The sequence below is a fragment of the Blautia stercoris genome (genome assembly GCF_054657695.1).
Genome location: NZ_BAAHYF010000001.1, coordinates 383,721 through 396,498 on the forward strand (window position 1 = coordinate 383,721; position 12,778 = coordinate 396,498).

Annotated in this window: 15 protein-coding genes; 3 read left to right on the forward strand and 12 right to left on the reverse strand. The window is 38.3% G+C overall.

The annotated features are described in order from the left end of the window. Positions 1-14 precede the first annotated feature (14 nt). Positions 15-1,283: a 3-isopropylmalate dehydratase large subunit gene (leuC, locus tag ACYQ2D_RS01930; RefSeq protein ID WP_022302855.1), complete on the reverse strand. Its 1,269-nt coding sequence runs from the start codon at positions 1,281-1,283 to the stop codon at positions 15-17. A gap of 162 nt (positions 1,284-1,445) precedes the next feature. Here leuC and ACYQ2D_RS01935 point away from each other — a divergent pair, with 162 nt between their 5' ends. After that, complete coding sequence (locus ACYQ2D_RS01935; RefSeq protein WP_459784491.1) at positions 1,446-2,372, forward strand: LysR family transcriptional regulator; 927 nt, start codon at positions 1,446-1,448, stop codon at positions 2,370-2,372. 66 nt (positions 2,373-2,438) lie between these two features. Here the strand turns inward: ACYQ2D_RS01935 and ilvC are convergent, their stop codons facing one another. From ilvC to ACYQ2D_RS01985, 10 genes are all read right to left on the reverse strand, one after another. Further along, positions 2,439-3,452: a ketol-acid reductoisomerase gene (gene ilvC, locus ACYQ2D_RS01940; RefSeq protein ID WP_117455570.1), complete on the reverse strand. Its 1,014-nt coding sequence runs from the start codon at positions 3,450-3,452 to the stop codon at positions 2,439-2,441. A 69-nt stretch (positions 3,453-3,521) separates the two neighbouring features. Then, a complete protein-coding gene (gene ilvN / locus ACYQ2D_RS01945) occupies positions 3,522-4,040 on the reverse strand; it encodes an acetolactate synthase small subunit (protein ID WP_022302852.1) in 519 nt (172 codons plus the stop codon). A gap of 189 nt (positions 4,041-4,229) precedes the next feature. Continuing rightward, a complete protein-coding gene (gene atpC / locus ACYQ2D_RS01950) occupies positions 4,230-4,637 on the reverse strand; it encodes an ATP synthase F1 subunit epsilon (protein ID WP_022302851.1) in 408 nt (135 codons plus the stop codon). Between the two features lie 13 nt (positions 4,638-4,650). Beyond that, the gene (gene atpD, locus ACYQ2D_RS01955; protein ID WP_022302850.1) at positions 4,651-6,039 is read right to left on the reverse strand and encodes a F0F1 ATP synthase subunit beta; all 1,389 of its coding nucleotides are present in this window, start codon (positions 6,037-6,039) and stop codon (positions 4,651-4,653) included. 23 nt (positions 6,040-6,062) lie between these two features. Continuing rightward, on the reverse strand, positions 6,063-6,956 hold the full coding sequence (gene atpG / locus ACYQ2D_RS01960) for an ATP synthase F1 subunit gamma (RefSeq protein ID WP_022302849.1): 894 nt from the start codon (positions 6,954-6,956) through the stop codon (positions 6,063-6,065). 4 nt (positions 6,957-6,960) lie between these two features. Beyond that, the gene (gene atpA / locus ACYQ2D_RS01965) at positions 6,961-8,469 is read right to left on the reverse strand and encodes a F0F1 ATP synthase subunit alpha (protein WP_022302848.1); all 1,509 of its coding nucleotides are present in this window, start codon (positions 8,467-8,469) and stop codon (positions 6,961-6,963) included. A gap of 5 nt (positions 8,470-8,474) precedes the next feature. Then, a complete protein-coding gene (gene atpH, locus ACYQ2D_RS01970; protein WP_459784492.1) occupies positions 8,475-8,972 on the reverse strand; it encodes an ATP synthase F1 subunit delta in 498 nt (165 codons plus the stop codon). Then, on the reverse strand, positions 8,959-9,453 hold the full coding sequence (gene atpF / locus ACYQ2D_RS01975; protein WP_022302846.1) for a F0F1 ATP synthase subunit B: 495 nt from the start codon (positions 9,451-9,453) through the stop codon (positions 8,959-8,961). The genes atpH and atpF overlap by 14 nt, the downstream gene beginning before the upstream one ends. A 19-nt stretch (positions 9,454-9,472) precedes the next feature. Continuing rightward, the gene (atpE, locus tag ACYQ2D_RS01980; protein WP_022302845.1) at positions 9,473-9,688 is read right to left on the reverse strand and encodes an ATP synthase F0 subunit C; all 216 of its coding nucleotides are present in this window, start codon (positions 9,686-9,688) and stop codon (positions 9,473-9,475) included. A gap of 61 nt (positions 9,689-9,749) precedes the next feature. Continuing rightward, complete coding sequence (locus ACYQ2D_RS01985) at positions 9,750-10,421, reverse strand: F0F1 ATP synthase subunit A (protein ID WP_022302844.1); 672 nt, start codon at positions 10,419-10,421, stop codon at positions 9,750-9,752. A gap of 528 nt (positions 10,422-10,949) precedes the next feature. Between ACYQ2D_RS01985 and ACYQ2D_RS01990 the strand changes: the two genes are divergently transcribed. Further along, positions 10,950-11,819, forward strand: a complete 870-nt coding sequence (locus ACYQ2D_RS01990) for an NAD(P)/FAD-dependent oxidoreductase (protein WP_187558515.1) — start codon at positions 10,950-10,952, stop codon at positions 11,817-11,819. Positions 11,820-11,859: 40 nt separating this feature from the next. Next, positions 11,860-12,168, forward strand: coding sequence for a thioredoxin (gene trxA, locus ACYQ2D_RS01995; RefSeq protein WP_372554423.1), 309 nt, complete (start codon positions 11,860-11,862; stop codon positions 12,166-12,168). Positions 12,169-12,302: 134 nt separating this feature from the next. Here trxA and ACYQ2D_RS02000 read toward each other — a convergent pair whose 3' ends face one another. Continuing rightward, positions 12,303-12,767, reverse strand: coding sequence for a low molecular weight protein-tyrosine-phosphatase (locus ACYQ2D_RS02000; RefSeq protein ID WP_372554422.1), 465 nt, complete (start codon positions 12,765-12,767; stop codon positions 12,303-12,305). Between the last annotated feature and the right edge of the window lie 11 nt (positions 12,768-12,778).

Consider the following 12,778-nt stretch of genomic DNA (forward strand, 5'->3'; position numbering starts at 1 on the left):
GTCTTTTCCTCCTACTATAAACCTAATTCTTCCGGCGCAGAAATTTTACCGGTTACAGCACTTGCAGCAGCAACTGCCGGACTTGCCAGATAAACTTCTGAATCTACATGTCCCATACGACCTACAAAGTTACGGTTGGTAGTAGAAATGCAACGTTCTCCAGCTGCTAAAATTCCCATATATCCACCCAGACATGGACCACAGGTCGGTGTACTTACAACTGCACCTGCTTCAATAAAGATCTTTAATAATCCTTCTTCCATTGCCTGAAGATAAATACTCTGTGTTGCCGGAATTACAATACAACGGACTCCCTTTTTCACTTTACGTCCTTTTAAGATTTCTGCTGCACAACGTAAGTCATCAATTCTTCCGTTTGTGCAAGAACCAATTACAGACTGGTCGATTACTACATCTTCTGTAATTTCATCAATTGTTCTTGTATTTTCCGGAAGATGCGGGAAAGAAATGGTCGGTTTTAATTCACTCAAATCAATTGTATATTCTTCATCATAAACAGCATCTTCATCTGCTTCATATACCTTATATGGACGTTTGGAATGTTCTTTCATATATTGTTCTGTCAGTTCATCTACAGGGAAAATTCCGTTCTTTCCACCTGCTTCAATTGCCATATTTGCAATTGTGAAACGGTCATCCATACTTAAGTTTTTGATTCCTTCTCCAACAAATTCCATAGATTTATAAAGTGCGCCATCCACACCAATCATTCCAATGATGTGTAAGATAACATCTTTTCCACTCACCCATTTTGCCGGTTTTCCAACAATATTGAATTTAATTGCAGATGGAACTTTAAACCAAGCCTTACCGGTTGCCATTCCGGCAGCCATATCTGTACTTCCTACACCTGTAGAAAATGCACCAAGTGCACCATAAGTACAAGTATGAGAGTCTGCACCAATAATAACATCACCTGCAACTGTTAATCCTTTTTCCGGAAGCAGAGCGTGTTCAATTCCCATTTCCCCAACATCAAAATAATTTGTGATATCATGCTTACAGGCAAATTCACGTACACATTTACAGTGTTCTGCGGATTTGATGTCTTTATTTGGGATAAAATGGTCCATAACCAGAGCGATTTTATCTTTATCAAATACATTTTTCTTTGTCATTTTATCCATCTCATGAATTGCAACAGGAGATGTAATATCATTACCCAGTACTAAATCAAGATTTGCTTCAATCAGCTGACCTGCTTCTACTTTTTCAAGCCCTGCTGCTGCTGCAAGAATCTTTTGTGTCATTGTCATTCCCATGGATATTCCTCCCTAAAAATACACTAAAAATTTATTTTGTGGTAGCAGACCTTTGTCTGCTTTTATCTATTGATATTCTAGCACAAATTTTGATATAATAGAAATACATATAAAACATATCAGATATAACTTATATTCATAAAGAAAAATGGAGATTCTAAGATGGAACAAAACTTATCCTTATACCGTGTTTTCTACACCGTAGCCAATACCGGAAATATTTCAAAAGCTGCAGAACAACTTTTTATCAGCCAGCCTGCAATCAGTAAATCAATCCGTAAATTAGAACAGAGTTTAGACGTTACATTATTTTCCAGAAATTCCCGAGGAGTTCAACTCACGGAAGAAGGAGAAATTCTTTATACCTACGTTCAAAAAGCGTTTTTTTCGCTCCAAACAGGGGAATCCCGTATTAAAAAAATCAACGAACTGGGCATTGGTCATTTACATATTGGAGTCAGTACAACTTTATGTAAATTTATGCTTCTGCCTTATCTTCAGGAATTTATTAAAACACATCCACATATAAAGATTACCATTGAATGTCAATCAACCAATCATACTCTGCAACTCTTAAAAGAAAATAAAATTGATGTTGGTTTAATTGGAGAACCGGAACGTCCTCATCATGTACATTTTGACAGTCTTGGTGAAATCGAAGATATTTTTGTAAGCACCAAAACTTATTTAAACAATCTTTCTCTTCGCACCAATCATAAAGACGACATTTTCCGCAATGCCACTTTAATGCTGCTTGATAAAGAAAACATGACCCGCCAGTATATCGATGATTATCTTGCTGCTCATCGTATTGAAACCAATAACCTTCTTGAAGTTTCTACTATGGATTTATTAATCGAATTTTCAAAAATCAGTTTAGGTGTTGCCTGCGTCATTCGCCAGTTTGTTGAAAAAGAACTCGCAGAAGGAGAGCTTGTAGAAATTCCCCTTCCTTTTCCAATTCACCGCAGAAATATTGGTTTTGCTTATCTGGATAATTTACAACAAACCACGGCTGTTCGGGAATTTATTGAATTTTACAATACTAAACAGGGGCTTGCCTTAAATAAACTCCCTGTCCATTCTTAAAATCTAAAAAGCGACGGAACATTTGTCCGTCGCCTTTTCTTTTTTTATCTGATACTCAAATTAAAATTAGTTATTGATCAATTTGTCTGTACCATTCCAGCTGTACAGTTTACGAAGTTCTTCACCAACTGCTTCTAACTGATGCTCTGCTTCTCTTCTTCTCATAGCGCCGAAATGCATGCAACCTGTCTGGTTTTCTGAGATCCAGTCTTTTGCAAATGTACCGTCCTGAATATCGGACAGGATTTTCTTCATTGCTTTCTTTGTTTCATCTGTAACAATCTTAGGTCCTGTGATGTAATCACCATATTCTGCTGTGTTAGAGATAGAGTAACGCATTCCCTGGAATCCGCTTTCGTAGATTAAGTCTACAATCAGCTTCATTTCATGGATACATTCAAAGTAAGCATTTTCCGGAGCATATCCAGCTTCAACCAGAGTTTCAAATCCAGCTTTCATTAATGCTGTAACACCACCACAAAGAACTGCCTGCTCACCGAATAAGTCTGTTTCTGTTTCTACTTTGAAAGTAGTTTCCAGAACACCGGCTCTTGCTCCACCGATACCAGCTGCATAAGCAAGTGCTTTGTCTAATGCTTTTCCTGTGTAATCCTGCTGAACAGCTACCAGACATGGAACACCTTTACCAGCCTGATATTCACTTCTTACTGTATGACCTGGACCTTTTGGAGCAATCATTGTAACATCAACATTTGCAGGTGGTTTAATCTGTCCAAAGTGAATTGCAAAACCATGAGCAAACATTAACATGTTTCCTTCTTCCAGGTTTGGTTCAACGTCTTTTTTGTACATTGCAGCCTGTTTTTCATCGTTAATCAGAATCATGATAACATCAGCCTGTTTTGCTGCTTCTGCTGCTGTATAAACTTTTAATCCCTGAGCTTCTGCTTTTGCCCAAGATTTACTTCCTTCATATAAACCAACAATTACATCTACACCAGATTCTTTTAAGTTTAATGCATGTGCATGTCCCTGGCTACCATAACCGATAATTGCAACTTTTTTTCCTTCTAATAAAGATAAATTACAATCTTCCTGATAATAAATTTTTACTGCCATTTTTGTTTCCTCCTAGCATTTTGTGTTTTTTATCTTAGGGAATAAAAAATCATTCTCTAGCTAACTTAATTAATAATCTTCCCCATCTTCTTCAAGATAGAATACATCGTCTACCCCTCTTGAAAGACCGGTGATACCTGTTCTGGCAAGTTCTAAAATTTCGTAACCTTCTAACAAATCAATAAATGCTTCCAGCTTTGATTTTGTTCCTGTCAGTTCAATAATCATGGACTCTTTGCCCACATCAATAATATTTGCACGGAAAATATCCACAATCGAAGAAACATCCGCTCTCTGATTCGGTTCTACCCGAACTTTCACAAGAATCAATTCTCGGTTAACGCTCTGACCGTCCTTCAGCACTTTTACTGTGAGAACATCTTCTAACTTTTCCACCTGTTTGGTAATCTGTTCAAGAATCAGTTCATCACCGCTGCATACAACAGTCATACGTGAGTAATTAGGGTCTGTTGTAATGCCAACGGAAAGGCTGTCGATGTTGTATCCTCTTCGACTGAACAAACCGGAAACCCGACTTAAGACACCAGCCGTATTTTCTACCAGAATTGATAAAATTCTTTTATTCATACAGCACCTTCTCCCCATTTCATTTGTTAAACAATAATTGCTTAACTTTCTTGTAATTCTATCAACTATTTATTTTTTTGTCAATGGATTTACCACGTTATAACTAATTAGTATGTAAATCATAACTCAAAGCTATATCTTGTTATAGAAAAAAGGTGGAGAGAACATCTTTTTCTCTCCACACTTTCCTTACTCATGTCTCTTACTTGCTTTCATTCTGGCCATTGCTCTTGCAAGAGATGCTTTTGATACATAGTATTCCTGCATACTCTGTTTCTGACGAAGCTGTTCTTCTGCACGCTCCAATGCTTCTTTTGCACGTTTTTCATCAATATCTTCCGGTTTTTCAATACTGTCCGCAAACAACGACACTCGGTTATTGATAATCTGAGCAAAGCCATTTCCTACAATTGCCTCATGCCATTGTTCATCTTCTGTCTGGAAACGCATCTCCCCAGGAACAACCGTAATCATCATATCCGCATGGTGAGCCAGAATCGAAACCTGACCATCCTGTGCAGGAATTACAATATTAATCCCTCTGCCTCGAAAGAACACTTTATCGCTGGCCACAATACTTAATCCGAATGTATTCATCTATACATCACCTCTATTGTTCTGCTTTTGCTCTTTCTAAGACATCATCAATTGTTCCGGCATTTAAGAATGCACTCTCCGGACAATCATCCACTTCACCGTCGATAATCATCTTAAATCCACGAATTGTTTCTTTTAACGGAACATATTTTCCTGGAATACCTGTAAATACTTCTGCTACATGGAATGGCTGTGACAGGAACTTCTGAATCTTTCTTGCACGCGCTACAACTTTTTTATCTTCATCGGAAAGTTCTTCCATACCAAGAATTGCAATGATATCCTGCAGTTCTTTATATTTCTGGAGATATTCCTGAACTTTTCTGGCCACTTCATAATGTTCTTCGCCAACGACATCAGCTTCCAGAATTCGGGAGTTTGACTCCAACGGATCAACGGCAGGATAAATACCCTGTTCTACAATCTTTCTGGACAATACTGTTGTCGCATCCAGATGTGCGAAAGTAGTTGCAGGAGCAGGGTCTGTTAAGTCATCGGCCGGCACATAAACTGCCTGTACACTTGTTACAGAACCATTTTTTGTAGATGCAATTCTCTCCTGTAATTCACCCATCTCAGTTGCCAGAGTCGGCTGATAACCTACTGCGGACGGCATACGTCCAAGCAGAGCGGAAACTTCAGAACCAGCCTGTGTGAAACGGAAAATATTATCAATAAATAACAATACGTTCTGATGTTCCTGGTCACGGAAATATTCCGCCATAGTCAGTCCGGTTTCTGCCACACGCATACGAGAGCCAGGCGGCTCATTCATCTGTCCAAACACCAGCGCAGTTTTTTCAAGAACTCCTGATTCTTTCATTTCACTCCAAAGGTCATTTCCTTCTCGGGAACGTTCTCCAACACCGGTAAAGATAGAATATCCACCATGTTCGGTTGCAATATTACTGATTAACTCCTGAATTAATACGGTTTTACCAACACCGGCACCACCGAAAAGACCGATTTTACCACCTTTTGCATAAGGTGCTAATAAGTCAATTACTTTAATACCTGTTTCAAGGATTTCCACGACTGGACTTTGTTCTTCAAAACTTGGCGGGTCTCTGTGAATAACCCAATGTTCTGCATTATCTAATTGTTCTCCATTATCAATGGTTTCTCCCAAAACGTTAAAAAGACGACCTAATGTTTCTTTTCCTACAGGGACAGAAATACCAGCACCTGTTGCTGTTACTTCCATGTCTTTATAAAGACCGTCACTGGAAGCCAACATAATACAACGTACAGTATTATTACCGATATGCTGTGCTACTTCCATAACCAGTTTTTTTCCGTTATTCTCAACAGTAAGGGCATCTTTAATCGCAGGAAGTGCGTTCTGTGGAAATTCCACATCGACGACTGGTCCCATGATTTGTACAATTTTTCCTTTTTCCACGAGGAATCCTCCTTTCTGTATTTTTAATGTTTATTTTTCTGTGCTTTTGCACCGCCGATTACCTCAGTAATTTCCTGAGTAATTGCAGCCTGACGCACACGGTTATATTGAATCGATAAATCTTTGAGCATGTCCTTTGCACTGCTGGTTGCCGCATCCATTGCCATCATTCGGGAATTATGCTCACTGGCATAAGACTCAACTAAGCATCCATAAGTAAAACCATGCAGATAGTTCGGCACCATGCTGTTTAAAATTTCTTCTGCAGAAGGAACCATTTCAATTTCCTCCTGATGGATGTCTACCATTACCTGAGCCGGTGTATGGAAATCTGCTTTTTTCAAAGGAAGAAGCTGGCTCATTTCTGCTTCCATGCTGACTGCATTCACCATTCGTGTATAAATAATATACACTTCATCCAATTCTCCCTTTAAATAACGCTCAATCATTTCCTCGGAAATCACTCTCGCTCTATGCATCGTCGGTTTCTGGACTGTAAAACGAAAATTCATATCCACATCCATTTTTTTCTTAGCAAAATACTGACGCCCCACCTCTCCAAGTACAAACAACTGTGGATGGGCTTCCTTTTCCATGCATTCCTCAGCGATTTTAAACACATTGTGATTGTACGCTCCCGCAAGACCTTTATCTGCGGAAACTACAATATATCCTGTTTTTCTATCTTCTTTCGGAATGTCAGAACGCTCGTCAAAATATTTATGTTCCATTTCCGGCATGTGACGCAGCACACGTCCGATTGCCGACTGAATTCCATAGAAATACGGCTCTGTATCTGATAATACCTGTTTTGCTCTTTTTAATTTAGAAGAGGAAATCATATACATGGCATTGGTAATTTTCATCGTATCCTGAATACTTTTTATTCGGCTTTGAATCTCTTTTGCACTTGCCATTCTATCACCTGCTCTTGTTTTTAAATTCCTCTGCTACTTCAAGAATCTTGTTTCCAAGTTCTTCATCAAGAACTTTTTTCTCTTCAATCTGCTTTCCGATTTCCGGATAGTTCTTATCAAAATATGCCAGCATATCCATCTGGAATTCTTTTACTTTCTTTAATTCCACATCCAGCATGACTTTATGTGTTGCCACCCACAAGGTAATGACCTGTTCATGGTTGGAAAGCGGTCTGCAAAGTGGCTGTTTTAATAATTCCATCAGACATTTTCCATAAGCTAACTGTTCTTTTGTCGCATCATCAAGGTCTGACGCAAACTGGGTAAAGACTTCCATCTCACGATACTGAGCCAGATCAATACGAAGGCTTCCGCTTGCTTTTTTCATGGCTTTTGTCTGCGCAGCACCACCAACTCGTGATACGGAAACACCAACATTTACTGCCGGACGATTACCTGCAAAGAACAAATCACTTTCCAGGAAAATCTGTCCATCTGTAATGGAAATAACATTTGTTGGAATATATGCAGAAACATCTCCTGCCTGAGTCTCAATAATTGGAAGTGCAGTAATGGAACCTCCACCTGCTTCCGGACTTAAACGACTTGAACGTTCCAAAAGTCTTGAGTGTAAGTAGAATACGTCACCGGGATAAGCTTCTCGTCCAGGGGAACGTTCCAGCAACAGAGAAAGTGCACGATATGCAACCGCATGTTTGGATAAATCATCATATACGATTAATACATCTTTTCCCTGATACATAAAATACTCTGCCAAAGCAGTTCCGGAATAAGGAACAATATACTGCAGCGGAGCACAGTCACTGGCTGTTGCTGCAAATACAGTTGTGTAATCCATTGCACCATATTTTTCCAATGTTCCGGTTAATTTTGCAATCGTAGAAGCTTTCTGACCGATTGCTACATAAATACAAATAACATCTTTGCCTTTCTGATTCAAAATAGTATCAATTGCAATAGACGTTTTACCGGTCTGTCTGTCACCGATAATTAATTCTCTTTGTCCACGACCGATTGGCAGCATGGAGTCAATAGCAAGAATTCCTGTTTCCATCGGTACGGTAACGGATTTACGGTCAATAATACCTGGTGCTTCATTTTCAATTGGACGGTAATCTTTCGCTTCGATACTACCTTTTCCATCAATTGGAGCACCCAGAGCATCTACCACTCTTCCGATATAGCCTTCGCCAACCGGAATACCTGCTCTTTTCTTTGTACGTGCTACTTTAGTGCCTTCTTTGATTCCTGTGTCTTTACCAAAGATAATAACACCGATCTCGTTTCTTTTGATATCCTGCACCATACCTTTGACGCCATTTTCAAAAGTCACGATTTCACCATACATTGCGTGGTCTATCCCGTAAACAGTTGCAATTCCGTCACCAACCCAGATTACATTTCCTACTTCACGGACGCCAGTTGCCATGTCGAAATTTTCTATTTCTTCTTTCAGAATGGAAATTATTTCTTCTGAATTGATTGAACTCAAACCGTTCACCTCCAGGTTAATTTTTGTTGTAATGCATTGATTTTGCCTTTTAAGCTGTAATCAATTTCTTCATCTTCTACCCGAATACAAAATCCTCCAATTAAAGATTTGTCTTCGATTTGTTTTATCTGCACATCTTTCGTGTGGTACTTCTTACATAGGAAGTTTTTCATTCCATCTAACTGCTCTTTTTTCGGAGCTACCACATAAAATAGTTCTGCATTTAAGATATTATGTCGTTTATTGTAATACTCCTGATATTCTTTAAAAATCTCCTGTGCAAGGGATGCCTTGTGATAACGGCACAACACCTTCATGAAATTACATATTTCTTTTGGAAAAATCTTATCAATCACATTTTCCTTTTCTTTTAAAGAAACAACGGGACTAGAAAGTACCTCTGATACTTCAGGGGCTACTTTCAGTATTGCGTTTGCAGACGCTGTCACTTCTGGTGCTATATTTAATTCATATAACACTTTTGCATAATTAGTTTCTGTCATCTGTATCACCTGTTTCTGCTAAGAACTGGTCATATAACATACTGTTGCCCTCTTTGCTGCTTCCCTGACTAAGCAGTTTCTTTGCAGCTTCCAAAGCCAAATCTGCAATCTCACATTTTGCACCTGACATTGCATTTTGTTTCTCCTGTTCAGCAGTATTTCTTGCATTTTCAAGAATTCTTGAAGCCTTTTCATTTGCTTCTTTCAAAGTACGTTCGCTAAGTGCTTTCGCATCACTTCTTGCATCGGCAATAATCTGAACAGATTCTTCTTTTGCACCACTTAAAGCAGTTTCATACTGTGTTTTCATTTCCTGCGCCTGATTTTGAACTGTTTCTGCGTCTTTAAACTGCTGTGCAATAAGATTTTTTCTTTTTTCCATAATTCCTGTGATAGGTCCAATCAGGAATTTTTTCATTAAGAGATAAAGAATAATCAGGTTAATAATGGTCCAGAGAAGGTCCCAGCCTAACTTCAGCACCTGTCTTCACCTGCCTTCCTTATTTTACGAATAAGATTAACAAACCAATTACGAAACCGTAAATAGCAGTTGCCTCTGCAAGGGCACAACCTAATAACAATGCTTTACTGATTTTTGACTCTGCTTCCGGCTGACGTGCAATAGCTTCTACTGCTTTAGAAGTTGCAAGACCAATACCAACACCTGCTCCTAAACCTGTTAAAACTGCGATACCCGCACCAATTGCTGTTAACATATTTCATTTCTCCTTTTCGCTTCTTATTTTTTTTGATTACTCTTCATTAATTCTTCATTAACTACTCTTCAATTTGCTCTTTAATAAAGAGCGATGTTAAAAATACAAATACATATGCCTGAATCAGCCCATCGAAAATATCAAAATAGAGACTGAGCGGCACCGGTATTGCAACCGGAATAATCATTTTAATTAATTCCATTACGACAAAAGCACCGATAACGTTACCAAAAAGTCGCATACAAAGGGATACGGGACGAATTGCAATTTCCATAATATTAATTGGAGTAACAATTGCCATCGGTTCCGCAAAACTATGTACAAAACCTTTTAGTCCTTTTTGCCGAAATCCGGAATATTCTATCAGGCAAATACTCATAATTGCCAGACCTGCTGTTACATTTAAGTCTTTTGTTGGCGGTTTAAATCCAAGAAGCCCAATTAAGTTTGCCACGCCTATATAGATGGCCACCGTAATCAAATACGGTACATATCGCTTTCCTCTCTCTCCTAAGATATCTGTGAAGAAATCTTGTAAGAAACCAATTCCAGCTTCCAATGCCAGCTGTTTTTTTCCTGGATTTTCCACTTTCAGGTTCCTGACTAATAGAATAGAGATAATGGTAAGTGCCGCCATAATAATCCAGGTGACAACAGTAGACTCTCCTACTGGTATACCACCAAAAACTGGAATGGTAAAAACGGTTTCGCAGTTAAGCTCCTCCGTAATCATTTCCGCTATATCCGTAGGACATCCTCCCTTTCTCTAAAATTTTGTTGTCTAAAACTCCTTTCTTCATACTCTAATTCGTGTCTAAATTTACTCCCAAAAAATGGTTTTGTCAATCTTTTGACAACTTCTCTGTTTTCCCCAATTTTCGTCTGTTTTTCGGTAATTTTTTTTGTTTCTCTTCCATTTTGGCTAGTGATTTTCGTTGCTTTTTGTGTACCTATCAGTATACAGCCGGATTATCTCCTGTATTTTGTACGTTTTTTTTGCTATTTTAATATTTTTTTTAGTACTTTCGCTTATTTTTTGGTTTTACCAATTGCCAAAAAATGCCCCCTTACACAAAAAAAGGCTTATTTTTTGTGTAATCTTACATATAATTTTTCTTTTTTCTCTTTCGTTTTTTTCTGATATTGCGTGTTTTTTATTGGAATTTGTGGTAAAATAGAAACAATCTCTCTTTATTTGATACTACGATTATTAGAGATGAGCAAAACACATTAATTCTATAAAAAAGGATGTGATGAAAAAATGGAACAGCTTATCATTGTTGGTGCAGGTCCTGCCGGAGTTTCAGCAGCCCTTTATGCCATTCGTCTTGGCGTAACACCACTGGTCATTCATAACGGAATTGGTGCTTTAAAAAAGGCTTCCATAATTGAAAATTATTACGGACTTCCCACTCCCATTTCCGGTGAAAAATTATACGAAACCGGTCTTTCTCAACTTAAGGCACTTAATATTCCTGTTGCAGAAGAAGAACTTCTTTCGATTGCTTATGATAACGGTGTTTATCAAGTTCAGACTTCTTTTCATTCCTATGAAAGCCAGGCAATCATCCTTGCTACCGGTGCAAAACGAAATCCGATTACTTTAAAAGAAGCCAAAAAATACGAAGGAAATGGCATCAGTTATTGTGCGGTATGTGACGGTTTCTTCTTCCGAAATAAAAATGTTGGAATTCTTGGAAACGGAGACTATGCGCTTCACGAAGCAAAAGTTCTTGAACCTCTTGCAAAAGCCGTGACTATCTTTACCAACGGACTGACTGAAACTTTTGATTCCTCTGTACTTGGAAACATTCAGGTCAATCATAAGAAACTGCTTTCCGTTGGAGGAGAAAATTCCTTAGAATGGATTACTTTTGAAGACGGCTCAAAACTTAACATTGATGGATTATTTGTTGCTCTTGGAAGTGCCGGAAGTACCGACATTGCCAAAAAATTAGGATTGATTTTAAAAGACAATCATATTATGATTGAGACAGATACTTCCACAATGCTTCCTGGCTTTTTTGCCGCCGGAGATTGCACCGGAGGTATGATGCAGATTGCGAAAGCCGTGTACGAAGGCGCACAGGCTGGTACAAAGGCAGTAAAATTTATTAAAAATACCAAATAACTTTCTTATTTCTACTAACTTTATAAAGGAGACGTAACTCATGGAAATTACATTAACCAATGAAAATTTTGAAGAAGAAGTTTTAAACTCTGATGTTCCTGTTTTAGTTGATTTTTGGGCTGTATGGTGCATGCCTTGCAAAATGCTTGCTCCGATTGTCGAGGAACTGGCAAATGAAGCAAACGGTGCTTACAAAGTCGGAAAAGTTAACGTAGATGAAGCACCGGAACTCGCAGCACGCTATAGAATTGCAGGAATTCCAGCTATCGTTGTTTTCAAAGATGGAGAAGTTTACAAAAAATCCATTGGCGTTGTTCCAAAAGCTGACTTAGAAGAATTATTGAAATAATCAAACGGGGAAAGTAAGTAGCAAAAACCACTCTTACTTTCCCTGTTTTTTTAGTCAACCTGATACCAGCAAATTCCCATCTCTACTTATTGCTTTTTACAATTGAAACAGAAAACTTACTTGATTCGGTTAAATCAGATTTTATTTTCTTGTTTCAGATATTCTAAAAATCCTTCACATCCCTCAATTACATCATTGTACGTTGTATCAAAATCACCTGTATACCATGGATCTGCTATATCTCTTCCCGAACCTGCAAAAGAAAGAAACTTGTACACTTTTCCCTCTGGGTCTCCCTTTAATATCCGGTTCAAATTTCGTATATTTGCAGTATCCATTCCGATGATATAGTCAAACTTATCATAATCTGACAACGAAATCTGCTTTGCTCTATGAGGCACTAATGGAATTCCTGTTTCTCTTAATTTGTTTACTGTGCCTCTGTGAGGAGGATTTCCAATCTCTTCTGTGCTGGTTGCAGCACTGTCTATGACGAATCTGTCGGACAAACCTAATTCTTTTACTTTATAAGTAAATACACTCTCTGATAAAGTTGAACGACATATATTGCCGTGGCAGATGAATAAAACTCTTATCATAAAATTCTCCT